The 23,612-nt window shown below is 72.1% G+C and carries 24 protein-coding genes and 1 pseudogene; 21 read left to right on the top strand and 4 right to left on the bottom strand.

The genetic code is table 11. The features are described from left to right. Positions 1–62 precede the first annotated feature (62 nt). From ACLQ27_RS25295 to ACLQ27_RS25240, 12 genes are read left to right on the top strand one after another with little or no spacing between them, the layout of a single operon-like run. A complete protein-coding gene (locus ACLQ27_RS25295; protein WP_357574839.1) occupies positions 63–1,487 on the top strand; it encodes a phenylacetate--CoA ligase family protein in 1,425 nt (474 codons plus the stop codon). Beyond that, positions 1,471–2,121: a prephenate dehydratase gene (locus ACLQ27_RS25290; RefSeq protein WP_234581768.1), complete on the top strand. Its 651-nt coding sequence runs from the start codon at positions 1,471–1,473 to the stop codon at positions 2,119–2,121. Before ACLQ27_RS25295 ends, ACLQ27_RS25290 begins: the two co-directional genes overlap by 17 nt. A gap of 33 nt (positions 2,122–2,154) precedes the next feature. Continuing rightward, positions 2,155–3,444: an amidohydrolase family protein gene (locus ACLQ27_RS25285; RefSeq protein WP_357574840.1), complete on the top strand. Its 1,290-nt coding sequence runs from the start codon at positions 2,155–2,157 to the stop codon at positions 3,442–3,444. After that, a complete protein-coding gene (locus tag ACLQ27_RS25280) occupies positions 3,444–4,733 on the top strand; it encodes an MFS transporter (RefSeq protein ID WP_357574841.1) in 1,290 nt (429 codons plus the stop codon). Before ACLQ27_RS25285 ends, ACLQ27_RS25280 begins: the two co-directional genes overlap by 1 nt. Beyond that, positions 4,730–5,518 carry a B3/B4 domain-containing protein gene (locus ACLQ27_RS25275; RefSeq protein WP_357574842.1) on the top strand — a complete coding sequence of 263 codons (789 nt, stop codon included), beginning with the start codon at positions 4,730–4,732 and terminating at the stop codon, positions 5,516–5,518. The genes ACLQ27_RS25280 and ACLQ27_RS25275 overlap by 4 nt, the downstream gene beginning before the upstream one ends. Further along, positions 5,515–6,750 carry an ATP-grasp domain-containing protein gene (locus ACLQ27_RS25270; protein ID WP_357489586.1) on the top strand — a complete coding sequence of 412 codons (1,236 nt, stop codon included), beginning with the start codon at positions 5,515–5,517 and terminating at the stop codon, positions 6,748–6,750. Before ACLQ27_RS25275 ends, ACLQ27_RS25270 begins: the two co-directional genes overlap by 4 nt. Further along, positions 6,741–7,961 carry an MFS transporter gene (locus ACLQ27_RS25265; RefSeq protein ID WP_425868969.1) on the top strand — a complete coding sequence of 407 codons (1,221 nt, stop codon included), beginning with the start codon at positions 6,741–6,743 and terminating at the stop codon, positions 7,959–7,961. Before ACLQ27_RS25270 ends, ACLQ27_RS25265 begins: the two co-directional genes overlap by 10 nt. A gap of 26 nt (positions 7,962–7,987) precedes the next feature. After that, positions 7,988–9,292, top strand: coding sequence for a TrpB-like pyridoxal phosphate-dependent enzyme (locus ACLQ27_RS25260; RefSeq protein WP_234581762.1), 1,305 nt, complete (start codon positions 7,988–7,990; stop codon positions 9,290–9,292). A gap of 56 nt (positions 9,293–9,348) precedes the next feature. Next, positions 9,349–10,053, top strand: a complete 705-nt coding sequence (locus ACLQ27_RS25255) for a flavodoxin family protein (protein ID WP_425868967.1) — start codon at positions 9,349–9,351, stop codon at positions 10,051–10,053. After that, positions 10,043–10,390, top strand: coding sequence for a cupin domain-containing protein (locus tag ACLQ27_RS25250; RefSeq protein WP_234581760.1), 348 nt, complete (start codon positions 10,043–10,045; stop codon positions 10,388–10,390). Before ACLQ27_RS25255 ends, ACLQ27_RS25250 begins: the two co-directional genes overlap by 11 nt. After that, on the top strand, positions 10,387–10,755 hold the full coding sequence (locus ACLQ27_RS25245) for a chorismate mutase (protein ID WP_357489591.1): 369 nt from the start codon (positions 10,387–10,389) through the stop codon (positions 10,753–10,755). Before ACLQ27_RS25250 ends, ACLQ27_RS25245 begins: the two co-directional genes overlap by 4 nt. Continuing rightward, the gene (locus tag ACLQ27_RS25240) at positions 10,752–12,212 is read left to right on the top strand and encodes a UbiD family decarboxylase (protein WP_425868965.1); all 1,461 of its coding nucleotides are present in this window, start codon (positions 10,752–10,754) and stop codon (positions 12,210–12,212) included. Before ACLQ27_RS25245 ends, ACLQ27_RS25240 begins: the two co-directional genes overlap by 4 nt. On the opposite strand, the gene ACLQ27_RS25235 is transcribed toward ACLQ27_RS25240, so the two are convergent. Together ACLQ27_RS25235 and ACLQ27_RS25230 are read right to left on the bottom strand one after the other, a co-directional pair. Beyond that, positions 12,157–13,668 (bottom strand): PLP-dependent aminotransferase family protein, encoded by a 1,512-nt coding sequence (locus ACLQ27_RS25235; protein WP_425868963.1) that lies wholly within the window; start codon positions 13,666–13,668, stop codon positions 12,157–12,159. The genes ACLQ27_RS25240 and ACLQ27_RS25235 overlap by 56 nt on opposite strands. Positions 13,669–13,781: 113 nt before the next feature. Continuing rightward, the gene (locus ACLQ27_RS25230; protein ID WP_425868961.1) at positions 13,782–14,276 is read right to left on the bottom strand and encodes a MarR family winged helix-turn-helix transcriptional regulator; all 495 of its coding nucleotides are present in this window, start codon (positions 14,274–14,276) and stop codon (positions 13,782–13,784) included. Positions 14,277–14,429: 153 nt separating this feature from the next. Here ACLQ27_RS25230 and ACLQ27_RS25225 point away from each other — a divergent pair, with 153 nt between their 5' ends. Both ACLQ27_RS25225 and ACLQ27_RS25220 read left to right on the top strand, forming a co-directional pair. After that, the gene (locus ACLQ27_RS25225) at positions 14,430–14,852 is read left to right on the top strand and encodes a DUF6069 family protein (RefSeq protein WP_425868959.1); all 423 of its coding nucleotides are present in this window, start codon (positions 14,430–14,432) and stop codon (positions 14,850–14,852) included. A gap of 297 nt (positions 14,853–15,149) precedes the next feature. Further along, a complete protein-coding gene (locus ACLQ27_RS25220; protein WP_357489598.1) occupies positions 15,150–15,524 on the top strand; it encodes a hypothetical protein in 375 nt (124 codons plus the stop codon). Positions 15,525–15,531: 7 nt separating this feature from the next. On the opposite strand, the gene ACLQ27_RS25215 is transcribed toward ACLQ27_RS25220, so the two are convergent. Further along, a complete protein-coding gene (locus tag ACLQ27_RS25215) occupies positions 15,532–15,963 on the bottom strand; it encodes a DUF6223 family protein (RefSeq protein ID WP_425868957.1) in 432 nt (143 codons plus the stop codon). A 219-nt stretch (positions 15,964–16,182) separates the two neighbouring features. Between ACLQ27_RS25215 and ACLQ27_RS25210 the strand changes: the two genes are divergently transcribed. The 3 genes from ACLQ27_RS25210 to ACLQ27_RS25200 all read left to right on the top strand — a co-directional run bounded on the left by ACLQ27_RS25210 (position 16,183) and on the right by ACLQ27_RS25200 (position 18,952). Beyond that, positions 16,183–17,301, top strand: coding sequence for a sensor histidine kinase (locus ACLQ27_RS25210; RefSeq protein ID WP_425868955.1), 1,119 nt, complete (start codon positions 16,183–16,185; stop codon positions 17,299–17,301). Beyond that, the gene (locus ACLQ27_RS25205; RefSeq protein WP_425868953.1) at positions 17,298–17,960 is read left to right on the top strand and encodes a response regulator; all 663 of its coding nucleotides are present in this window, start codon (positions 17,298–17,300) and stop codon (positions 17,958–17,960) included. Before ACLQ27_RS25210 ends, ACLQ27_RS25205 begins: the two co-directional genes overlap by 4 nt. An 83-nt stretch (positions 17,961–18,043) precedes the next feature. Then, positions 18,044–18,952 (top strand): hypothetical protein, encoded by a 909-nt coding sequence (locus ACLQ27_RS25200; RefSeq protein WP_357489604.1) that lies wholly within the window; start codon positions 18,044–18,046, stop codon positions 18,950–18,952. 114 nt (positions 18,953–19,066) lie between these two features. Here the strand turns inward: ACLQ27_RS25200 and ACLQ27_RS25195 are convergent. Next, positions 19,067–19,459: pseudogene (locus ACLQ27_RS25195) on the bottom strand (helix-turn-helix domain-containing protein); the annotation flags it as partial. Positions 19,460–19,823: 364 nt separating this feature from the next. Between ACLQ27_RS25195 and ACLQ27_RS25190 the strand changes: the two are divergent. From ACLQ27_RS25190 to ACLQ27_RS25175, 4 genes are all read left to right on the top strand, one after another. Beyond that, on the top strand, positions 19,824–20,642 hold the full coding sequence (locus ACLQ27_RS25190; RefSeq protein ID WP_357489605.1) for a basic amino acid ABC transporter substrate-binding protein: 819 nt from the start codon (positions 19,824–19,826) through the stop codon (positions 20,640–20,642). 76 nt (positions 20,643–20,718) lie between these two features. Beyond that, entirely contained in the window at positions 20,719–21,513 is a 795-nt protein-coding gene (locus tag ACLQ27_RS25185) for an amino acid ABC transporter permease (protein ID WP_234581748.1), read from the top strand. Between the two features lie 5 nt (positions 21,514–21,518). Next, entirely contained in the window at positions 21,519–22,358 is an 840-nt protein-coding gene (locus ACLQ27_RS25180) for an amino acid ABC transporter ATP-binding protein (protein ID WP_425868950.1), read from the top strand. A gap of 234 nt (positions 22,359–22,592) precedes the next feature. After that, on the top strand, positions 22,593–23,597 hold the full coding sequence (locus tag ACLQ27_RS25175; RefSeq protein ID WP_234581746.1) for a multicopper oxidase domain-containing protein: 1,005 nt from the start codon (positions 22,593–22,595) through the stop codon (positions 23,595–23,597). Positions 23,598–23,612 lie beyond the last annotated feature (15 nt).

Here is a 23,612-nt window from a genome sequence, read left to right as displayed (position 1 = left end):
CGCGTCACCGCCCGAGCGCCGATCGCACCGCAGCCGGCGCACCCCTGGAGAGGATCCCGACCATGTGGCTTCCGACCACTGGACCGGCGGCCGACTTCGCCGTCGACTACCTGGCCCTGCACAAGGCCTTCTACGACCGCACCCTCGACCCGGCCGACCTGGACGCGTGGCGGGAACGCCAACTGCGCACGGTCCTGGACCAGGTGACGACCGGGTCGCCGTTCTACGCCCGGCACCTGGCCGACGTGGACCTCGCCACGATCACCCCGGCGACCCTCGACCGGCTGCCCTTCACGACGAAGACGCACCTGCGCGAGGAGATGCTCGACGTGCTCAGCCGACCGCTGGCCGACGGGGTCTTCTTCTACGAGACGACAGGCACGACGGGCCGCGCGACACCGTGCCCCCGCGACGGTCGGGAGGTGGTGGCCAGCAACGCCCACGTCACCGAGTCCTGGGCGTCGATCTTCCGCCACCACTTCGGCGACCATCCGCCGCGGATCGGGCTGATGGGCCCGACCGAGGTGCACTCCTTCGGCGACACCCTCGGTGACATCGCCCGCAACGTCGGCTCGCTCAACGCGAAGATCTGGCCGTACTCGCCGGTGATCGGGTTCGCCAAGGCGTTGCAGCTCATGAAGGACCTGGAGCTGGAGGTCGTCTGCTGCACGCCGGGTGTGGCCATGATGCTCGCCAAGGCGGCCGAGCACTACGGCTACCGGCTGCGCGAGGACTTCGCCGTCAAGCTGCTCTTCGTCACCGGCGAGATGTGCACCCCGGCGCTGGCCCGAAACCTGGAATCCGTCTGGGGCGCGGACGTCTACAACATCCTGTACGGCTCGCAGGAGGCGTTCGTCATCGCCACCGCCTGCCGCAACAAGCGGATGCACCTCTCCCAGACCAACTACCTCATCGAGGTGGTGGACCCGGAGACGGGCGCGTCGCACGGCCCGCGCGGCAGCGGGGAACTCACCGTCACCATGCTGATCGACGGGGTGAAGCCGCTGGTCCGCTACCGCACCGGCGACGCGGTGATCGTCGAGGCGTCCGACTGTGACTGCGAGATGGCCGGCGACCTCGTGCAGATCGTCGGGCGGACGCTGGACCGCATCGAGCTGGGCGGTCGACGCTTCACCGCCGGCCAGGTCGAGACGGCCGTGTTGACCGGGGTCACCGGCTCCGGCGGCTACCAGGTGGTGATCGACCACGACCCGGCGGCCGGGGGCGACCGGCTGACCGTCCGCCTGGAACTGCTCAAGGAACTCGTCGACGACCCCGCCGGGGTGGCCGACGGCGTCCGGGAGCGGGCCACCGCCGCGCTCGGCGTACCCGTCGAGGTGGAGCTGACCGACGGGCTCGACCCCATCGTCAGCACCGGCGCCTTCGTGAGCTGGAAGGCCGCCCGGATCGTCGACCGGCGAGTCGAGGCCGACCACGAGACCCAGGTGGCGCAGCGGATGGCGGGCAACCGTGGCTACACCACCTGAGACAGTCGCCGACGAGCGGGTGCCGGCGCTGCCCGGGCCGCTCGCCGAGGCGTACGGGCGGCGCTGGCGCAGCGTGGTGGACGGCTGGGCGAGCCGGCCCGGCACCACGCTGGCCACCCTCGGCCCGCCCGGGACGTCCAGCCACCTGACCGCGGTGTTCCTCGCCGAGCGGCACGGCCTGCGCGTCGAGCTGTCCGACACCTTCGACGCGGTGCTCGCGGCGCTGGTGGACCGGCGCGTCGACCAGGCCCTCGTGCCGAGCGCCTATCAGGGGCTCACCCGCTTTCACTGGCACCGGGACCTGCGGCTGGAGGCCTATTTCGCCCAGGCCACCCCGGAGTACGGCATCGCGGCCCAGCCGGACCGCGACCCGGACGCCTCCGGGGGTCAGCTCGCCGTGGCCGCCCTCTGGGAGGTCCGGCGGATCTTCACCGACCTCGCGCCACCGGCCCTGCGGGACCGGTCGGTGCGGTGGGTCGACGCCGACTCCACCCAGCACGCCGCCGAGATCCTCGCCGCCGGCGGCGCCGACCTCGCGGTGACCAACGCGCCCGGGGTCGAGCGCCACGGCCTGCGGTGGGTGGCCCGCCGCCCGGGCGCCGAGATCGTGTGGACCCTGTTCGGCCGCCGCTGAGACCAGACACCGAGAGAACCGGAGAGACGCCTCGTGTCCCGACGAATGCTGCTGCACCGCGCCACAGTCCAGGAGGGACTGGGGGTGCCCTCCCGGCCGCGCCACAGCGTGCTGCTCGACGGCGAGCGCATCGTGGCCGTGCTACCCGAGGCGCAGGCGCCCCTGCACGACCCGGGCGTCGACGTCCTGGACCTCGACGGCCGGACGGTCATGCCGGGCATGACGCTCGGCCACACCCACATCGCGTACCTGAACGTGCTCGACGGTCGGGAGATGCTGTTCAAGTACAGCATCCCGGAGGTGACCCTCGGGGCCGCCGCCAACGCGGCGGCGATGCTGCGCCTCGGCTACACCGCCTTCGTCGGCGCCGGCTCGGTGGCCGGCATCGACATGGCGCTGCGCCGGGCGATCGACGCCGGCCGGCTGCCCGGTCCGCGCATCACCCCGTGCAGCCGGGACCTGATGGTGTCCGGTCCGCCGGAGCGCCGCAACCCGGCGGTCAAGCAACGCATCCCGAGCGACCTCATGCGGCTGGCCGACACCCCGCAAGAGCTGATCGAGTACGTCGACACCGAGGTCAAGCAGGGCGCGGAGATCATCAAGGTCTTCTCCACCGGCGACGACACGTTCCCCAACGGCCGCTCCCACGAGCTGCTGTTCACCGCCGAGGAGCTGGTGATCGCGGCGCGGGCGGCGCACGAGCGGGGGGTCCGCATCCGGGCGCACTCGCGCGGGCTGGGCGGCATCCGCAACGCCATCGCCGCCGGGGTCGACGTGATCGACCACGCCACCTACGCCGACGACGCGGCCCTGGAGGCGATCGCCGAGCGGGGCATCTTCGTGGTGCCGAGCCTGCACCAGCCGTACCGGCTGCTCACCGACGGCACCCGGCACGGCAAGACCCCGGAGTACCTGGAGACCCTGGAATTCCAGGCCGAGGTGGAGAACACCCTGCGCATCCTGCCGCTGATGGTGCAGATGGGGATCCCGATCGTGGCCGGCGACGACTTCGGCTTCGCCTGGACCCCGCACGGCCGGTACGCCGAGGAGCTGGAGACCTACGTGAGCATGGCCGGCATTCCCGCGCCGGTGGTGCTGACCTGGGCCACGGCCAACGGCGCGCGGCTGGCCGGTCGGGGCGACGAGGCGGGCACGGTGCAGCCGGGTCGGCTGGCCGACCTGGTGGTCACCGACGGCGACCCGGCCGAGGACATCACGGTGCTGGGCCGGCCGGAGGCGATCGAGCTGGTGCTGCTGGGCGGCCGGGTGGTCGCCGGGGACGCCACCCGCTACCGCGCCGGGCAGCCGGCGGGAGTCGCGTGATGCGGCGGTCCGTGCCGGTCGTCCCGCTGCTCGCCGTCGGGGCGTTCGCCATCGGCACCGACACCTTCGTCGTCGCCGGGGTGCTCCCCGAGGTGGCCCGCACGCTGCGGGTGAGCGTCGCCTCGGCCGGGTGGGTGAGCACGGTCTTCGCCCTCGCGTACGCCGTCGCCGCCCCGGTGCTCGGCGCGCTGGCCGGCCGGCTGGAACGGCGTACCGTGCTGGTGATCTCGCTGGTCGGGTTCACAGTGGGCAACGTCGCCTCGGCGCTCGCCCCCGACCTGCCGTTGCTGCTGCTGGCCCGGGTCCTCACGGCGGTCAGCGCCGCGCTCTACGTCCCCGCCGCCACCGCCTCGGCGGCCGCGCTGGCCCCGCCCGAGCGGCGCGGCCGGGCCATGGCCGTGGTCCTCGGCGGCCTCTCCGCGGCCACCGTGGTCGGGGTGCCGTTCGGCACCTGGCTCGCCGCCGACCTGCAGTGGCGGGCCACCTTCTGGCTGCTCGCCGCCCTCGGCGCCGCCTGCGCGGTGGCGGTGCTGGTCGGCCTGCCTCAGCTGGCGCTGCCGCCCGGCCCGTCGCTGGCGGCCCGGCTCGCCCCGGCCCGCGAGAGCCGCGTCGGGTTGGCGGTGCTCACCACCGCGCTCTTCATGACCGGCGGTTACCTGGCCCTGACGTACGTCGGGGCGCTGCTCGCGCCGGCCACCGACGGCGACGGGACGCTGCTCGCGGTGCTGCTGCTCGTCTTCGGTGTGCCGGCGGTCGCCGGGACGGTGCTCGGTGGGCGGGCCACCGACCGCTTCGGTGGCCTGCCGGTGCTGGTGGTCTCGATCACCGGGCTCGCCCTGGTGCTGGTCACGCTGCCGCTGACCCGGCAGGCGCTGCTTCCGGCCGCGCTGGCCATGGCGGCCTGGGGCGTCACCGCGATGGCCACGCAGCCGGCTCAGCAGCACCGGCTCTTCACGATCGCCCCGACCTCGGGGCCGCTGCTGCTGTCCCTCAACTCCTCGGCCACGTTCCTGGGCATCGCCCTCGGCGGCTTCCTCGGCAACAGGCTGTTGCGTCACGGCGGCGCGGACGCCCTCGACCTGCTCGGGCCGGTCGGCGCCGCGCTGTGCGTCCTGGCGGTGGGCACCACGCTGCTCGGCGCGCGGGTCCGTCTCGGCCGTCGCGACGACAGGCCGTCGACCGGCGGATTGGCCACACCGGATCACCCCGGATTGGCCACACCCGGTGGTCGTGCCGCTGCGTACGGTCGGACCGACAATCGGACCCGAACCTCACGAGGATCACGATGACCCAGCTCAGCGACGGTGCGGACACCCTCACCGTCCGCATCGACGACCGGGTGCTGACCGCAGTGCCGGACTACGTCCTCGGCGTGCTCGCCGTGCCGACGATCGAGGTCGCCCCGGCGCCTCCCAGCGTGTCGGCGCTGCTGACCGCCGCCGAGGACGCGCTGCACGCCGCCGGCCTGGACAAGGCGGGGGTTGCCGAGTTGCCGGGCATCGCCGCGTGGCGGGAGGCGTACCGGACGGTGGGGGTGAACCCGAACCGGTTCCCGTGCGCCGCCGAGTCGATCGCCCGACGCGTCGCCAAGGGCGACCGGCTGCCCCGGATCAACGCCCTTGTCGACCTCTGCAACGCCGTCTCGCTCGGCGCGGCGCTGCCGGTGGCCTCGTGCGCTGTCGACGGCATCACCGACATCGTCGTCCGACCGGCCGACGGCACCGAGACGTTCCTGCCCCTCGGTGTGCCCGACGCGCCGGAGCGCCCCGAACCGGGGGAGGTGATCTACGCCGACGCCGACGGGCGGGCCCACTCCCGGCGCTGGAACTGGCGGCAGGGACACCTGGTCCGCACCGACCTGGGCCGGCACCGGCTGCTGCTCACCGTCGAGTCGGCCCACCCCGGCGGCCGGGCGGAGGTGGTGGACGCGCTGGCCCGGCTGGCCGCCGCCCTCGACGAGGAGTCCGACGCCCCGCGACAGGAGGCGGTGCTCGACGTGGGGACGACAAGCGCCGTCCTGCGTACCGCCGGGCCGCTCAGCCCCGCCGGCAACCACCGGGGGAGCCGTCCGTGAACCGCGCGATCCTGGTGATCTACCGGCCGGCGGCCGGCCGGTACGCGGCCCAGTTCCGCAGCGTTGTCGCCGCCGCCGCCGAGCTGGGCGTGACCACAGTGGTGCTGCTGCCGACCGGGCAGCCCGCCCCGGAAGCCGCCGGCCTGCCCTGCTACCACGCCGACCTCGACGACACCGCTGCCGTCCGCTCGGTGGTCGCGACGATCGTCGCCACGCATCAGGTGCGACGCATCTTCCCGCTCTTCGAGGGTGACGTGCTGACCGCCGCGTACTGCAGGCGCGACAACGGCATCGACGGCCTCGACCCGGAGGAGGCCCTGACCTTCCGGGACAAGAACGTGATGCACCGCCGGGCCACCGAGCTGGGCGTGCCGGTGGCCCGCTCGTGCCGCCCCGAGACGGTGGGGGCGGTCGCCGAGTTCGCCGCCGAGGTGGGCTGGCCGGTGGTGATCAAGCCGTACGCCGGCTGGGCCTGCGGCGACACCCACCGGGTGGACTCCACCGAGGACCTGGCCCGGGTGTGGCCGCTGGTCGCCGACGACCGGCACGACTACCGGGTGGAGGAGTACGTCCGGGGCGCCGAGTACCACGTCGACTCGCTGCTGCGCGACGGCGAGGTGGTCTTCGAGCAGCTCTCCCGCTACACGTACTCGGTCCTGGAGTTCCGCGACGAGCCCGGCGGCACGGTCTCCCGCAAGCACGGTCTGACCCCGGCGGAGCGGCGCATCCTGGCCGCCAGCGCCACAGTGCTGCGCGGCTTCGGGATGCGTACCGGCGTGGCGCACGTGGAGTTCTTCCTCCGCGACGACGGCGAGGTCGTCTTCGGTGAGGCGGCCGCCCGGGCCGGCGGCGGCTCGATCGTCCCCGCCATCCAGGCCGGTCGGGGGATCAACCTGGCGGGGGAGTGGTGCCGCCTGGAACTGGACCCGGAGCACGTGCCGGCGGCGACCCTCGGCCCGGAGATCGGCACCGAATACCTGTGCTCCGACAGGTACGGCCGGATCACGGCGATCACCACTGCCGACGAGCTGCGGGCGCTGGACGCCGTGCGCGACGCGGACGTGTGGAAGGCGGTCGGGGACGTGCTCGCCGAGCCGACCGCCTCCAACGACGTGCTCGGCTGGTACGTCTGCGAGGGGCGTGACTTCGACGACGTCCGCGCCCGGTTCAAGGTCATCCGGGACTCCTTCGAGGTGCGCACCGAGCCGGTGGGGGAGCCGTCATGTGGCTGACCCGGTTCCGGGCCCTGCCGCGCCCGCTGCGGATGCTTGTCTACGCCTCCTTCATCAACCGGGCCGGCATGTTCGTGTTCCCGCTGCTCGCGGTCTACCTCGTGCAGAGCCGGCACCTGAGCACCGGCGAGGCGGGCGTGCTGATCTCCGTCGGCAGCACCGGCCTGCTCGCCGGCAGCCTGCTCAGCGGCCCGGTCTGCGCCCGGGCCGGCCGACGCGCCGCGCTGGTGTCGAGCCTGCTGCTCAACGCGGCCGGTTACCTGGGTCTCGCCCTGGTCGACGGTCCCACCTGGACGTACGCGGTGCTGCTCTTCGTCGCGCTGGTCGGGATGGGCATGTTCTCGCCGGCGGCGAACACGCTTATTGCCGACCTGACCGAGCCCGGTGAGCGGCCCTTCGCGTACACGGTCAGCTACCTCGCCAACAACCTCGGCATGGGGGTCGGCCCGCTGCTCGGCGGGTTCGCGGCGGCCTTCTCCTACCAGCTGATGTTCGCCGGCAACATCCTGCTCGGGCTGCTCGCGGCGACCACCATCTGGCTCTTCGTACCGGCGGACACCCGACGTGCCGCTACGTCGTCGTCGGCCGCGAGCACCGGCCGGGCCGGGCTGTTGCGCGACATCGACGTGGCGGTGCTGGTGCTCGTCTCGTTCTGCTACGTCGCGCCGCTGATCGGCCTGGAATACACGCTGCCCCTCGCGGTCACCACGGTGCTGCACTCGTCGGTGGCGCTGGTCGGGGCGGTCTACACCATCAACAGCGTCGTCGTGGTCAGCGCCAGCCTGCTGATCGAGAAGCGGATCAAGGCGTACTCGACCCGGGTCCTGCTGATCGTGGCGGGGCTGCTCTGGTCCACCGGGATGGCCGTCCTGGTGTTCGCGTTCTCGCTGCCCGCCGTGCTGCTCTCCACAGTGGTCTGGACCCTCGGCGAGATCATCGCGTCGGTGGTGGTGCCCACCTACATCGCCGACCACGTGGCGGAGCACCGGGTCAGCGGCTTCATGGCCCTGAACGCCTTCGTGCTCAGCTCCGCCCGGCTGGTCGTGCCGATGGGTCTCGGCTTCATCTGGCAGACCCAGGGCCACCATCCCGTTCTCCTGCTGCTCCTGCTGACCCCGGTGGTCGGCATGGTCGCGTTCGCAGTGCTGCGGATCCGACCGGCCGTCCGGCCCGTGCCGGCACTCGCCGAACCGGCCACCGCCAGTCCCTGACACCCCACCCCGCATCGGAAGAGGCCATGACCGCGACGAAGTTCGTGCTGCCCGAGAGTGACATTCCGACGACCTGGTACAACGTGGTTCCCGACCTGCCCAAGGGACTGCCCCCGATGCTGCACCCCGGCACCCGGGAGCCCATCACCGCGGCGGATCTCGAACCCCTCTTCGCCACCGGCATGATCGAGCAGGAGTTCACCACCGAGCGGGACGTGGACATCCCGGGGCCGGTGCTCGACATCTACCGGCAGTGGCGGCCGAGCCCGCTCGTGCGCGCCCGCCGCCTGGAGCAGGCCCTCGACACGCCGGCCCGGATCTACTTCAAGTACGAGGGGGTCAGCCCGGCCGGCAGCCACAAGCCGAACACCGCCGTGCCGCAGGCGTACTACAGCAAGCTCGACGGCGTGCAGCGGCTGACCACCGAGACCGGCGCCGGCCAGTGGGGCAGTTCGCTCTCGATGGCCTGCGCGTACTTCGGCCTCGACTGCGAGGTCTTCATGGTGCGGATCAGCTACGACCAGAAGCCGTACCGGCGAGGATTGATGGAGACGTTCGGCGCGTCGGTCACCCCGAGCCCGAGCGACCGTACCGAGGCGGGCCGGGCGGCCCTCGCCGCCGACCCGGACTCCACCGGCAGCCTCGGCCTGGCCATCTCCGAGGCGGTGGAGGCGGCGATGTCCAGCGGCGGCGCCGCCAAGTACGCCCTCGGCTCGGTGCTCAATCTGGTGCTGATGCACCAGACGATCATCGGGCAGGAGGCGCTGCTCCAGCTCGCGATGGCCGACGACTACCCGGACATCGTGGTCGGCGCGGCCGGCGGCGGCTCCAACTTCGCCGGGCTGGCCCTGCCGTTCCTGCGCCGGCAGTTGGGCGGCGGCCCGACGGTGCGGTTCGTCGCCGCGGAGCCGGCCTCCTGCCCGTCGTTGACGCAGGGCAGCTACGACTACGACTTTGGCGACACCGCCGGGCTCACCCCGCTGGCCAAGATGCACACCCTGGGCCACGACTTCCACCCGCCGGCGATCCACGCCGGTGGGCTGCGCTACCACGGCATGGCGCCGATCGTCAGCGCGCTGCGGGACATCGACCTGATCGAGGCGCGGGCGGTCCCGCAGACCGCCTGCTTCGAGGCGGGCGTGCTGTTCGCCCGCAGCGAGGGCATCGTGCCGGCGCCGGAGTCCACCCACGCCGTGCGGGTGGCGGTGGACGAGGCGCTGCGCTGCCGGGAGACGGGCGAGTCGAAGGCCATCGTCTTCTCCCTCTCCGGGCACGGCCACTTCGACATGCAGGCCTACATCGACTACTTCGCCGGAAAACTGACGGACTGACCTCGCGAGGGGGTGGGCGCCATCGTGGCGTCCACCCTCCGCGACGAGCACCGGGGGTGCCATTGCACAGCGAAGCAGCGACCATCCTCGCCATCAACGGATCGGAACGGCCCGGTGGCAACACCGACCACGCCATCGCGTACGCGGGCAAGCTGATCGCCGAGCGGGGCGCGATCCTGCGCACCATCGCGCTCCGCGAGCACCGCATCTCGCCGTGCAGCCCGTGCGGCGACTGCAACAGCCGTACCCTGCCCTGCCAGGTGGACGACGACGTCCCCGCCCTGGTGGAGCAGATGGCCAGCGCCGACGGGCTGATCTACGCGGCTCCGGTGCACGGCTTCGGCCTCGCCCACCTCATGCAGGTCTTCATCGAGCGGGCGGGCGTCGGCTACCTGCGTTTCACCCGGCCGCTGGCCGACAAGGTCGGCGGCATCATCGTCACCGGGCGTCGGTACAGCGACTCCTCGGTGCACAACCAGATCGTCAACAACCTGCTGCTCAACCGGATGATCCTGGTGGGCAGCGGCTTCCCCGTCCTGCTGCGCAACACCACCGGCGCTCCCGGCCTGACCGACGTCGAGGGCGTCGACGCGCTGGAGCGGATGGTGCACCGGATGCTCGACATGGTGCAGCTGCTCAAGCGGCACCAGGGGGTCGAGGGCGGTCCGGTCCTCCCGCGCCGCGACCGCAACGAGCGTGTTCCGCGGCCCCGCCGCACCGAAACCGTCCACACCAGAGGAGATATCGAGAATGTCCACTGAGCAGGTCGCCGCGCCGGTCGGCATCGACTTCCCGGCCACCGAGTGGGAGAGGTGGGACAAGCCGGGAGCCGAGGGGCGCGTCAAGATCTCGTACGTCGGAGGTCAGCGTCTCCGCCTGCTGGAGCTGCCGCCGGGTTTCGACGAGCACCACTGGTGCCTGCGTGGGCACACCGGCTACGTCCTGCAGGGCGAGTTCACCATCCACTTCCGGGACCGGTCGGTGCCGTGCCGCCCCGGCATGGGCTTCGTCATCCCCGATGACGAGGAGCACCGGTCCCAGGGCAGCGACGCGGAGCCCACAGTCGTCTTCGTGATCGACCAGGTCCCGCAGCCGTGAGCGATAAGCACCCGATCGCGCCGCCGGCCGGCTCCCCGCCGGCCGGCGGCGCCGACGGCCCGGCCCGGATCGCCGAGCTGCGGGTCGCCATCGACGCGCTCGACCAGCGGATCATCGCCCTGCTGGCGGAGCGCACCCGGGTGGTGCAGGAGCTCACCGCGCACAAGACGGACGAGGCGACAGTCCGATCACCCGACCGGGTACGACAGGTGCTCGACCGGGTGCACGACCTGGCCGCCCAGCACGGCATGCCGCCCGAGGTGGCGGTCGGCGCCTACCGGGCGCTCATCGACGAGCTGACCCGGATGCAGCTCGACATGCTGGCAGAGCGTCGGGCCGCCGTGCCACGGGCGGAAGAGCGATGAGTCACCGCCCGCCCGTCGACCTGCGGCACGCCCTGGCCAGCCTCGATCCGCTCCCGGGCGAGCTGGTCCGCGTCCCCACGGAGCTGCCCGCCCGCTACGGTGTCTCCGCCCACTACGCCCGCTGGGCGGGCGCTCCCGCCGCCCCGCCCACCGGCGCCGGCCCGGCGGTGCTCTTCGACCGGGTACGCCCCGACCACGGCCCGACCCGGGCGGTGCTGATGGGCCTCTACGGCACCCGCCGGCGTGCCTCCGGTCTGCTCGGCTGCACGCCGGCCGAGCTGCCGCACCGGCTGCTCGCCGCGGTGGCCGCACCCCGTCCGCCGGTGGCCGCCCCCGACGCGTCCCGCTGGCCGCGCGAGACGCTGCCGGTGGATCTGACCGCGCTGCCGGTGCCGGTCCTCACCGACGAGGACGCCGGCCCGTACCTGACCCTCGGCGCGGTGCTCGCCACCGACCCGGACACCGGGGTCCGCAACCTGTCCGTGCACCGGATGTGCGTGCAGGGGCCCGACACGTTGACCATCTGGATGGTGCCGGGCCGGGACCTGGAGCTCGCGCACCAGGCCGCTCTGCGCCGGGGGCGTCCGTTGCCGGTCGCGATCCACCTCGGCCTGAGCCCGGCGGTGCTGCTGTCGTCCTGCTGCCCGACCTCGCTGGTCCCGCCCGACCTCGACGAGCTGGCGGTGGCCGGCGCGCTCGCCGGTCAACCGGTGGAGCTGCTGCCCTGCGCCACCGTGGACGCCGAGTTCATCGCGCACGCCGAGTACGTCGTCGAGGGCGAGTTGCTGGCCGACCGGGTGCCGGAGAGCGCGCACGGCACGGTGGCGACGCCGGAGTTCCTCGGCTACCAGGGTCGGGCGCATCCCTCGTTGCCGCTGATCCGCATCACCGCGATCACCGCCCGGGAGAGCCCGATCCTGCAGGCGGTCTCCGGGCCCGGCCACGAGCAGTCGGTGCTGCTCGGCTTCGGGATGGAGGCCGCGGTGCTGGACCTGCTGCGCCGCCGGGGGACACCGGCCCGGGCGGCGCACTGCCACACCGCGGGCGGCGGTCAGCTCATGGTGGTGCTGCAGTGGCCGGCCAAGCGCGGCCCGGCCGACGACCTCGCGGTACGCGCCGCCGCCGAGGCGGTGCTGGAGCAGTTCCGGATGGCCAAGCTGGTGCTGTGCGTGGACGAGGACGTCGACATCGAGTCCGATCAGGACCTGTGGTGGGCGATGGTCACCCGCTTCCAGGCCGACCAGGACCTGCTCGTGCTGCCGGACCGGGAGGGTTTTCCGCTCGACCCGAGTCAGCACACCGGCTACTCCCCGTCGCTGTCGGCGGACGGGCGCACGGCGAAGGCGGTCTTCGACTGCACCGTCCCGTACGCCCAGAGCGCGCGCTTTCACCGGCCCCGCTTCACCGAGCCGTCACGTCCCGTACCGCGGCGGCCAGCAGCGCCACTCCCTCGGTGATCTTCGCGGTGGGCAGCGCCGCGTACCCGATCAGGAAGGTCGGCTCGCTCGGCGGTCGGGTGACGAAGTAGCCCGAGGCCGGGTAGACCCGGACGCCGCGCGCGGCGGCGGCGCGCACGATCTCGGCCTCGCCGACGTCGCGCGCGCCGCCCAGGGTCACCAGCACGTGCAGCCCGGCGGCCGTGCCGGAGATCCGCACTCCCGCGCCGAAGTGTTCGTACAGCGCCTCCAGCAGCCGGGCACGCCGCTGCCGGTAGAGGCGGTCCATCCGGCCGATGTGCCGGGCGTACGCGCCGGAGGCGATGAACTCCGCCAGCGCCTCCTGGGTCAGCGTCGGGGTCAGCCGGTCGGTGATCCACTTGACGCCCAGGAACGACCGGACGAGATGGGGCGGCAGCACTGCGTACCCGATGCGCAGCGAGGGGAAGAGGGTCTTGCTGAAGCTGCCGACGTAGACCACGTCGGCGTCCTGCGGGTCGGCGGCCAGCGACGGCAACCGCTCCTGCGCGAAGGTGAACTCGTTGTGGTAGTCGTCCTCCAGCACCGTGGCCCCGTGTTCGCGAGCCCAGCGCAGCAGCGCCCGCCGCCGCCGCTCGGACATGATGAACCCGGTGGGGAACTGGTGCGACGGGGTGACGTAGACCAGGCGTACGCGGGCCGGGTCGAGGCCGTGCGCGCGGACCTGGCAGTCGATCTCGTCGACCCGCAGGCCCTCCTCGTCGACACCGACCGGCACCACAGCGGCCCGTGAGTAGCCGAAGATCTGTCGGAGCACGGTGTGGCTCGGGTCCTCGATGATCACCACGTCGTCGGGGCCGACGAGCAGTCGGACCAGGATGTCCATGGCCTGGGTGGCGCCGCTGGTCACCACCGTGTTCTCGCGGGTGGCGTCCAGCGCGCGGCTGCGCCGCAGCAGGGCGGTGATCTGGGCGCGCAACGACAACGCGCCCTCGGCCGGGCCGTAGCCCAGGGCCACCGCGTCGGCCCGGCTCACCGCGTCGGCGAGCGACTGCCGCCACCGGGTCACCGGGAAGCTGGCCAGCGCCGGGGTGCCGTGCCGGAAGTCGTACGTCCCGTCCGGCCGGTGCATCGGCGCCGGTTCCCACGGCTTCCACAGCGCGCTGCCGGCGTCGGTGGGCAGTGGGGGCTCGGGTCGCAGGTGCGCGCGGGCGGCGCGGGGGGCGGGTGGCAGCGCGTCGGTCAGGGCCGTGCTGACCCGGGTGCCGGAGCCCCGGCGTGCGGTGAGCACCCCGTTGGCCCGCAGCAGCTCGTACGCCCGGGTCACCACCGTCCGGGAGACGCCGAGCTGGTGTGCCAGCTCGCGGCTGGGCGGCACCGTGTCGCCCGGGCGCAGCCGGCCGGCCCGTACGGATCCGCTGATCTGGTCGCAGAGTTGCTGCTGCAACGGAACGGAGCTGTCGCGGTCCAGCGTGACGAGGAGCTGGTCCGAACTCACCTGGACATGCTCCCCCGTTCGACGCCGGTTGCGAGTCTAGTCGCGCCGGCGTGCCGAACCGGCTGGTCTGCGACCGGCCACAGTTGATCGCCGGGCGGTCGGCGCAGCGGTGGTCAGGCTGCCCGGGAGGACCGTCGGCGGACCGGACGGTCGGTCTGCACGAACGTCGACAGCCGGCCGTCGACGAGTCGACCGAGCACGTCCAGGAAGATCCCCCGGTCGTGCGACGGGAGCGTGTCAAGGATGTCGCCCTGTAGCCGCGCGACGATCTGCCGCGCCTCGGCGACCAGTCGCTCGCCGTCGGGCGTGACGGTGACGATGCGGGCACGTCGGTCGGTCGTCGATGTGCGGCGTTCGACCAGGCCGGCGTGTTCGAGCTCGTCGAGGGTGACGACCATCGTCGTCTTGTCGATGCCGCACATGTCGCCGAGCTGGCTCTGGGTGAACTCGCCGGTGCGGCCGCGATCGAGCACGCAGTAGGCCCGCGTCGAGATGCCCAGGCCGGAGAGGGCGGCGGCGTGCTCCTGAGCCAGCGCGTGGGTGGCCCAGGACATCAGGAACATCAGGTCGGGCGCCGCGGCATCGGGCCCGGAGGTGCCGGTCGTCATGACGGCAGCCTAACAACTAGTTCGTGATTCGAACTATCTCAGAGCGGAGCATCTCTTCGTTCGCGAGGAAGTTAAGAACAAGATAGTAAAGAACAGAACATTCTGATACGGTTCGATCCCGACTGTCGATCCCCTCCACAAAGGAGTCATGTCATGTCTGCGGAAGCCTCCATGCCCCGCGCCGCCGACGGCGCGTCGCGCGTGCGCAACCGGTCCATCGCCCTCCTTGCCGCAGTGCTCGCCGCCGTGGTCGTGTGGCTGATCGCCACCGTCGGCGGCGCTGAGCTCACCGTCGACCAGGGCGCCGGCCCGAAGGACGTCACAGTGCTCGCCGTGCTCCTGACGTCCGCACTCGCCGCCCTGCTCGGCTGGGGCCTGCTGGCGGTGCTCGAGCGCCTCTCGGGTCGCGCCACCACGATCTGGACCGCGATCGCCGTCGCCGTGCTCGTGCTGTCGCTCGTGCCGGCATCGCTTGTCGACGCCTCGGCCGGCACCAGGGTCGCCCTCGTGCTGATGCACCTGGCGGTGGGTGTTGTCGTCATCCTGGGTTTCCGCAGAGGTGCGCGACGCGTCTGACGACGAGCGGTCTGCCGCGGGTCTAGTTGATGCCTCTGACCTGCGGCTTTGTCGGATCTCAGCAGGTGATTTCTCGGCCCGCCGGTGGTACGACTGATGCACGGAGGCGATGTTTCGAGGCCCGAGGGGCCTCAGCGGGGTGGGACGTCGCACCACCGCCGACCGGTGGGGCAGGCGATCCGGTCGGCGCTGCGGTGGCCAGCAGGAGGTACCGATCGTGCAGCTCGCAGGCACCACAACCCCGTATCGGTCAACTCGGATGACGGCCGTCCCGCCACCACCAGCGGCGGGACGACCGTGACCGAGAGCAGCGAGAACGCGGCCGCCTACGAACGCGGGGTGGGGGCAGGGCGCATCGAGCAGCGCCTGCAGGGGCACGACGAGCATCTGCGCCGGATCAACGGTTCGATCGACTCGATGACCCGGGCGTTGCAGGCTCTCACCGAGGAGCTTCGCGCCAACGCCGCCCTCCTGAGCGCCAACGTGGCCTCGGGGCGTCGGGACGCCGTGGAGCGGGACAAGATCGCGGCCGTCCGGATAGAGGAGGCGGGTCTCGTCGATTCCCGCAGGACGGGCCGGTGGACCAGGTGGCAGCGCTGGGGCGCCGTCGTCGGGGCCGTCATCCTGGTCGTCAACTTCGGCTTGGGGCTCTACCTCGCGTTCGGCCGCTGACCCGCCCTCAGCTGCGGGTGCGGCTCAGCGCCAGTCCACCGAGGCCGAGCGCGGCCAACCCCACCACGAGGGCCACGTACGCCCCGCCGCGCCCGTTGCCCGTGCCGATGCCGCCGTCGGAGGTCGCCACCACCAGCGCGCCGAGGGCGACGCCGACCAGCCCGGTCGCCAGGGCCACCGTCGCGCCGAGCAGCCCGCTGCCGGTGCCGACGCGACTGGTCGGCCGGGCCAGGGCCCACGCACCGACGATCACCCCGGTCAGGCCCAGCAGACCGCCCACGCTCGCCCCGAGTCGCCCGGCGCTCATGGTGGTGATGCTGGCCGCCAACGGCACGGACGAGGCGTACGCGGCGGCCGGCGCGGCCAGCCCTCCGGCCACCGTGGACGCGGCAGCGGTGAACACCAGTCGGGCCCGCTTCGGGTTTCCTGAGGGGAGCATGTGCTTCTCCTTCGTCGTACGTTTCGTTGGTTGTCGTTCGATCCTGTCGCCGGTTGGGCCGCGGGTCGTCCGGCAGCCGGAGGCATTCCGCGCTGCCGCCACCGGCGCAGGCGGCTGCCGCGCACGGCGCACCTGCGGCCCGACTACCGCAGGCGCGGTAGACGCCTCTCGGTCGTGCGCAGGAGTCGCTGACGCCGCAGGTCGGGCTAGGGTGCGCGCATGAGCACAGGGCGTGCAGCTCTCCGGGACTCGGCGATCGCCGTCGGTGTGGCGGCGGTGCTGCTGGTCGCCGGGCGGTCCGCGGACCGCTCCACAGTCGACAGCGACCTGCTGGGTTACTCGCTGCTGGTGGCCAGCGGTCTGGCGCTTGCGGCGCGTGGTCGGGCGCCCGTCGCCGTCCTCGCCGTCACCGGGCTGTGTGCCGTGGGTTACCAGGCGGTCGGTCTCGACGTGCCGGCGGTCGCCTTCCTCTTCGCGGTCTACACCGGCGTGCGGGCGGGCCACCGGGTCGTCACGGTCGTCGCCGCCGTGGTGATGCTCGTCGCTCTTCCCCTCACCGCCCTAGCCCCGCCGCTGCACCTGCCCCCGGGGGAGGCCTTCGCCCGGGCCCGGGGCGCGCTCGAACTGGCGTGGCTGATCGCCGCCGGCGCCGCGGGTGAGGCGTTGCGGCAGGCCGAGCGGCGGGCGGACGAGGCCGAGCGCACCCGGGAGGAGACGGCGCGACGCCGCGCCGACGAGGAGCGCCTGCACATCGCGCGGGAGCTGCACGATTCCCTCACCCACCAGATCTCGATCATCAAGGTGCAGGCCGAGGTGGCCGTGCACCTGGCCCGCCGGCGCGGCGAGGCGGTGCCGGAGGCGCTGCTGGCGATCCGGGAGGCCGGCCGTGAGGCGAGCCGGGAGTTGCGCGCGACCCTGGAGGCCCTGCGGGACGACGGCAGGAACCCGCCGCGCGGCCTGGACCACCTGCCGGAGTTGGTGCAGCGGGCCCGGATGGCCGGGCTGGACGCGACGTTGACTGTCGAGGGCGAACGACACGCCGTGCCGGCGGCGGTGGACCGGACGGCCTACCGGATCGTGCAGGAGTCCCTCACCAACGTCGCCCGGCACGCCGCCGCGGCCACGGCGTCGGTCCGGGTCGACTACCGTCCGGACGCCCTCGCGATCCGCGTCGACGACGACGGCGATGCCACGCTGGCCGCCGTGCCGACGCCCGGAGTCGGGCTGCTCGGGATGCGCGAACGGGTCACCGCCCTGGGCGGTCGCCTCCACGCGGCGCCCCGGGACGAGGGTGGCTTCACCGTCCACGCCGAACTCCCCGTCGGCCCGCCCGGATGATCCGCGTCCTGCTGGTCGACGACCAGGCGCTGCTGCGCAGTGGCTTCCGCGCCCTCCTGGACATCGAGGACGACATCGAGGTGGTGGCCGAGGCCGCCGACGGCCGCGAGGGGGTCGCTCTCGCCCGGCGTCACCTGCCCGACATCGCGCTCATCGACATCCAGATGCCGGTGCTGGACGGCATCGAGGCGACCCGGCTCATCGCCGCGGACCCGGCCCTGACCGGGGTGCACGTCGTGATCCTGACCAACTACGGCCTCGACGAACACGTCTTCCACGCGCTGCGCGCCGGCGCCGCCGGCTTCCTCGTCAAGGACATCGAGCCGGAGGACTTCCTGCACGCCGTACGCGTCGCCGCGCGGGGTGACGCGCTGCTCGCGCCCTCGATCACCCGCCGACTCATCGACAGGTACGTCGCCGAGCCGCGTCACCTGCGAGCCCCGACCGGTCTGCGGGAGCTGACCAGCCGCGAACGTGAAGCAGTCGTCCTGGTCGCCCAGGGCCTGTCGAACGACGAGATCGCCGCGCGCATGGTGATCAGCCCCCTGACCGCCAAGACCCACATCAACCGGGCCATGGCCAAGCTGCACGCCCGCGACCGCGCCCAACTCGTGGTCATCGCGTACGAGTCAGGTCTGGTGGCCCCGCGCCACGACTGACCCTCGGCGGCTCGCCGCGTACCAGCGGCTGCGCGCAGCCTTGCCGCGCGGGGTCCGGTCCTGCGCGTGCCATGATTGCGCCCATGGGCAAGCAGCAGCACGTCGGCGGGGCCGACCGGGACAGCGGGTCGGGTGCCACGGCCGACCGTCCAACCGGTGATGGGGCGGACGCGCGGCTCGCCGTCGCAAACGACCCCGCAACGCCACAGATGACCCTCATCGACCTGGCATCCGATGCGTCGACAGCGGTCCGCAAGGCGGTCGCGGCCCGGCCGGACGCGCCCGCGCAGGCCCTACGGTCGCTGACCCGCGACCATGATCGTCATGTCCGGGAGGCCGTGGCGCGCAATCCCGCGACGTCGGCCGGCAATCTCCTGCGCCTGGTCAAGGACGCGGACCGGTGGGTCCGCTGGGCCGTCGCCGGCAACCCGGCCTGCGACGAGTCGGTCCGCCGGGTGATGGCCGCCGCGCCCGACAAGGAGCTTCGGGGCCTGCTCGCCGAGTCCCGCGAGTTGGAGCCCGAGCTGGCCGCCCGGCTGGTCGACGATGTCTCACCCGAGGTGCGGGAGCGGCTCGCGACGCACACTCAGGACCCGGATGTCATCGTCGCCCTGCTGGCCGACCGCACCGTCCGCGTCCGCAAGGGGCTCGCCCGCAACCCGCGGACCACCGCCGCCCAACGCGGCGCTCTGGCCAGGGACCCGGCGGTCGACGTGCGGGTTGCGCTGGTCCGCGCGCTGGAGCTGGACGAGGCGGATCTGGAGGCCCTGGTCGACGACCGTTCGGTGCAGGTCCGGCTGGCGATGGCCACGTCCGAGATCATCCCGGCTGACGTCCGCCAGCGGCTCGAAGGCGACACCGACGACATGGTGGCCGCCGCCGCGCGGGACTTCCGGCCCGGAGCCGCCAGCACCCCGGTGGTACGGGCTCCCCGCATCGGTTCCCGGCGCTCCGGCACCGGCCCGGGTCGACCGGGTCGCGCCGCCCGCTGAGGCCCGCCCGGGGTTGCCCGGCCGGTCGGGTCACCGCCGCGACGCGCTCGTCCGCGAGGGGGAGGGCGGGACGGCCCCGGAGCCGGTCGTGGACGGCGGCGCTCCCTCGACCGGGAGATCGCGGCCGGCGAGGCGGCGCAGAAGTTCCCGGATCCGGCGCTTGTCGGCGGCGGAGACCGTGTCGTCGAGCAGCCGCCGCCGGATGGTGCCCATGTCCGCCTCGACCTCCGCCAGCACGTGCGGCGTCACGACGGCGTTCGGCATCGCGAGCGGCCGGATCGCGGCGGCGATGGAGAGGCCGAGGGTGGCGCAGAGGCTGCGGACCTTCGCCAGCTCCGGGTAGCGCTGCCAGTCACCGGCGAGCCAGCGGAACAGCGTCGAGCGGCTGACACCGGTGTGGTGCGCGATGTCGCCGACGGTCCAACCGTGCTCCTCGCGGGCGTCGTCGACGGCCTGGCGCACGAACTGCGCGAAGGCCATCTGGGGTGTCGTGGGATAGGTGTCCATCCTCAGCCGTGCCCTCCCATCCGGGATCGCCTCGGGTGTGCCGGGCTCGACGGTCAGTTTTTTTCATCGGTCAACGCGGCGGTGGCACTGATCGTCTATCAGCTTCTGCGGTGGCGCAGCGGTGGCCGGCTCAGCTGCTTACTCGTTCGAGGTGGGTCGGATACTCAAATGCCGCTGGTCGCTGCGACCGGTCGTCCCGTTCGGGACCGCCCGTCCCGTTCACGGGTTGTGACGGTCACCGCAGCACGACCGCTGCATCGTGTGATCTGGGTACCGTTCGTCGAATCAGGTACCGTCCCCTGTCACACCGTCTTCGCACCAACCTGGCTTCCTGTCACAGGGGAGCCGAACCGGAGGGACACTCGTGAGAGTCCGTAGCGCAGTCCGTCAGGCTGGCCTCGTCGCGGCGGTCGCCGCTCTGGCGTTGAGCGCGGGATGCGCCAAGAAGGATGACAGCGAGGTCCAGGCCAGCGGGGTCAAGCTGGTCGAGGCCGGCAAGCTGACCGTCTGCACCCACCTGCCGTACCCGCCGTTCCAGTCGAAGGACGCCAGCGGCAAGGTCACCGGGTTCGACGTCGACGTGATGGACCTCGTGGCCAAGGAGCTGGGCGTCGAGCAGACGATCATCGACACGCCGTTCGAGGGGATCAAGTCCGGTCAGGACCTGAACACCGGCAAGTGCGACGCGGCGGCCGCCGGCATGACCATCACCGCCGAACGGCAGAAGGTGATGAACTTCTCCGACCCGTACTTCGACGCGACGCAGGCGATGCTGGTCAAGACCGGCAAGCCGTACAAGTCGCTCGACGACCTGCGGGGCAAGAAGCTCGGCGTCCAAGCGGCCACCACCGGCCGTGACTACGCCCGCAAGTTCGAGAAGGAGAAGGGCCTGCAGCTGGTCGAGTTCGAGGATCTCGCCGCCCTGCAGCAGGCCGTCGCCAACGGCCAGGTCGAGGCCGCCGTCAACGACCTGCCGGTCTGGACCGAGTACCTCCGCAAGAACCCGGGTGGGTTCGAGGTGACCGCCGAGTTCGACACCGGCGAGCAGTACGGGTTCTCGGTGAAGAAGGACGGCAACCCGGAACTGCTCAAGAAGATCAACGAGACGCTGGCCAAGGCCAAGCAGGACGGCTCGTACGACTCGATCTACGAAAAGTGGATCGGCAAGCGGCCCAGCGCCTGATCGACGCTCAGTGGGGAAGGGCGCGCGTCTCGCGCGCCCTTCCCGTCGACACACTCCGGGAAGGCAACGAGCCGACGTGAAGCTGCGACGCCGCCAGCGGGAACGACTGTCCCTCGGCATCCAGTACCTGGTCTTCGTCGCGATCATCGCCGTGGTGCTCTTCGCCGCGGACTGGGGCAGGCTCAAGGACGCGTTCTTCCGCGTCGACATCATCGAGTCGATGTTCCCGACGATCATCACCGTGGCGCTGCGCAACACGATCCTCTACACGCTTGGCGCGTTCGCCTTCGGCCTCGTGTTCGGCACCGTCCTCGCGCTGATGCGGCTGTCCCGGGTGGCGCCGTACCGCTGGCTGGCGACCGCGTACATCGAGTTGTTCCGGGGTCTGCCGGCGCTGCTGGTGCTCTTCCTCGTCGGGTACGGCATCCCGATCGCCTTCCCGGAGCGGGAGATTCCCGGCGGGGTGTTCGGCTCGATCGCGATCGGTCTCGGCCTGACCGCCGCCGCGTACATGGCCGAGACCATCCGGGCCGGCATCCAGGCCGTGCCGAAGGGGCAGATGGAGGCGGCCCGCACCCTCGGCATGTCGCACTTCACCGCCATGCGCACCATCGTCATCCCGCAGGCGTTCCGGATCGTCATCCCGCCGCTGACGAACGAGCTCATCCTGCTCACCAAGGACTCGTCGCTGGCCTACGTGCTGGGCGTGACGGCGCAGACCATCGAGGTCACCAAGTTCGGCCGGGACATGCTCAACGACCGGGTGAACGCCACGCCGCTGCTGGTGGCCGGCCTCGCCTACCTCGTCATCACCCTGCCCCTGTCCCAGGTGGTGCGCCGCCTCGAACTCCGCTACGCCAAGGCCCGGTGACCCGCATGACGACCACCCCGTCCCGTCCCGCCGTCGAGATCCGCGACCTGCACAAGTCCTTCGGTTCGCTCGAGGTGCTCAAGGGCATCGACTTCGAGGTCGGCCAGGGCGAGGTGGTCTGCGTCATCGGGCCGTCCGGCTCCGGTAAGTCGACGTTGCTGCGCTGCGTCGACCTGCTGGAGGAGCCGACCGCCGGCACGATCTGGGTGAACGGCGTCGAGATGACCGACCCGGACGTCGAGATCGACGCGGTGCGTCGGGGCATCGGGATGGTGTTCCAGTCGTTCAACCTGTTCCCGCACCTGACCGTGCTGAACAACCTCACCATCGCCCAGCGGCGGGTGCTGCGGCGTGGTCGTGCCGAGGCCGAGCGGATCGCACGGGCCAACCTGGAGCGGGTCGGTCTGACCGACAAGGCCGACGCGTTCCCGGCGCAGCTCTCGGGCGGGCAGCAGCAGCGGGCCGCGATCGCCCGGTCGTTGTCGATGGAGCCGAAGCTGATGCTCTTCGACGAGCCGACGTCGGCGCTCGACCCGGAGCTGGTCGGCGACGTGCTCACCGTCATGCGGGGGCTCGCCGAGGACGGCATGACGATGATGGTGGTCACCCACGAGATGGCGTTCGCCCGGGACGTGGCGGACCGGGTCGTGTTCATGGACGGCGGCGTCGTTGTCGAGCAGGGGCCGCCGCAGGAGGTGCTGGGGGCGCCGAAGCACGAGCGGACCCGCGCGTTCCTCGCCCGGGTCCTCGACCCGACCCGGGTGGAGCGGCTCGGTCAGCCCGCCGAGTCGCCCGAGCCGCCGGAGGTTCCCGGCCTGCCGACGGACGGCCGGCACACCGTCTGACCGCGCCACATCGCCTGGTCAATCGACGTACGTTGTGATCTCGCGGTAATCTTCCTGCAATCAGACCTGTACTTTCGTCGATGGATTACATAAGTTGTGTTCATCCATCGAAAGTTCTGAGTCTTCCGAGCGAAGTCCGCGACGATCCTCACCTCAGTCGTGCTGCCGCCTTGTGCTCGGCGGTCGATGCACCCTGCCCTCGTCGCGTCTTCGCCCGGTCGGGAACGGAGACCCATGGACGATCACGCCGTTGGCTCCCATCGCCACCTGTCCCGCCGATCACTGATCGCCACCGGGGCCCTCGCCGCCGGGGCGCTGGGCGCGTCCGCGCCCACGCTCGGCGACGCGTTCGGAGGCAGCCCGGCCCGGGCCGCCGCCGGAGTGACCAAGAAGGTCACCATCTACGCCGAGCAGTTGCCCGGCGGACTGTTCGGGTACGGTCTCGCACCCGGACAGGCCACCGTGCCGGGGCCCGTGCTGGAGATCTACGAGGGTGACACCCTGGAGATCACCCTGGTCAACACCACCGACCAGCGGCTCTCCATCCACCCGCACGGCGTGGACTACAGCACCGACTCGGACGGCAGTCCGCTCAACGCCTCGTTCAACAACCCCGGCGAAACCCGGACGTACGTCTGGCGCTCCCACGAGATGGTGGCCGCGTCGGGTCGCCGGTACATGCCGGGCAGCGCCGGCTACTGGCACTACCACGATCACGCCATGGGCACCGACCACGGCACCGCCGGAGTCGCGAAGGGCCTGTACGGCGCCCTGATCGTCAGGCGCCGGGGCGACATCCTGCCGGACAAGCAGTTCACCGTCGTGTTCCACGACATGACGATCAACAACCGGATGGCCCCGGACACGCCGATGTTCGAGGCGAACCTGGGCCAGCGGGTGGAGTGGCTCGCCATCGGGCACGGCAACCTGTTCCACACCTTCCACCTGCACGCGCACCGCTGGGCGGACAACCGCACCGGAATGCTGGAGGGGCCGGCCGACCCGAGCCTGGTCATCGACAACAAGGACCTCAACCCGGGCAGCTCGTTCGGGTTCCAGGTGCTGGCCGGCGAGGGCGTCGGACCCGGTGCGTGGATGTACCACTGCCACGTGCAGAACCACTCCGACGGCGGCATGGCCGGGATCTTCCTGGTGCGCAACGCCGACGGCAGCATGCCCCCCGGCGCCGAAGAGGCGATCCACCGGTTCCAGGGCCACACCCACACGCACGGAAGCTGACGAAAGTGGGGACGG

Origin of the sequence: Micromonospora sp. DT63 (assembly GCF_049841615.1) — a bacterium.
In the GTDB taxonomy this organism is placed as follows: domain Bacteria; phylum Actinomycetota; class Actinomycetes; order Mycobacteriales; family Micromonosporaceae; genus Micromonospora.
Note: the sequence above shows the minus strand (reverse complement) of the source record. Positions and strands in the feature narration are given on the sequence as shown.

Coding starts and splice junctions, on each gene's coding strand:
- ACLQ27_RS25295 (WP_357574839.1), top strand. CDS start 63: ATGTGGCTTCCGACCACTGGACCGGCGGCCGACTTCGCCGTCGACTAC.
- ACLQ27_RS25200 (WP_357489604.1), top strand. CDS start 18,044: ATGGGCAAGCAGCAGCACGTCGGCGGGGCCGACCGGGACAGCGGGTCG.
- ACLQ27_RS25215 (WP_425868957.1), bottom strand. CDS start 15,963: ATGCTCCCCTCAGGAAACCCGAAGCGGGCCCGACTGGTGTTCACCGCT.
- ACLQ27_RS25210 (WP_425868955.1), top strand. CDS start 16,183: ATGAGCACAGGGCGTGCAGCTCTCCGGGACTCGGCGATCGCCGTCGGT.
- ACLQ27_RS25175 (WP_234581746.1), top strand. CDS start 22,593: ATGGACGATCACGCCGTTGGCTCCCATCGCCACCTGTCCCGCCGATCA.
- ACLQ27_RS25260 (WP_234581762.1), top strand. CDS start 7,988: ATGACCGCGACGAAGTTCGTGCTGCCCGAGAGTGACATTCCGACGACC.
- ACLQ27_RS25275 (WP_357574842.1), top strand. CDS start 4,730: ATGACCCAGCTCAGCGACGGTGCGGACACCCTCACCGTCCGCATCGAC.
- ACLQ27_RS25240 (WP_425868965.1), top strand. CDS start 10,752: ATGAGTCACCGCCCGCCCGTCGACCTGCGGCACGCCCTGGCCAGCCTC.
- ACLQ27_RS25225 (WP_425868959.1), top strand. CDS start 14,430: ATGTCTGCGGAAGCCTCCATGCCCCGCGCCGCCGACGGCGCGTCGCGC.
- ACLQ27_RS25230 (WP_425868961.1), bottom strand. CDS start 14,276: ATGACGACCGGCACCTCCGGGCCCGATGCCGCGGCGCCCGACCTGATG.
- ACLQ27_RS25180 (WP_425868950.1), top strand. CDS start 21,519: ATGACGACCACCCCGTCCCGTCCCGCCGTCGAGATCCGCGACCTGCAC.
- ACLQ27_RS25265 (WP_425868969.1), top strand. CDS start 6,741: ATGTGGCTGACCCGGTTCCGGGCCCTGCCGCGCCCGCTGCGGATGCTT.
- ACLQ27_RS25205 (WP_425868953.1), top strand. CDS start 17,298: ATGATCCGCGTCCTGCTGGTCGACGACCAGGCGCTGCTGCGCAGTGGC.
- ACLQ27_RS25280 (WP_357574841.1), top strand. CDS start 3,444: ATGCGGCGGTCCGTGCCGGTCGTCCCGCTGCTCGCCGTCGGGGCGTTC.
- ACLQ27_RS25250 (WP_234581760.1), top strand. CDS start 10,043: ATGTCCACTGAGCAGGTCGCCGCGCCGGTCGGCATCGACTTCCCGGCC.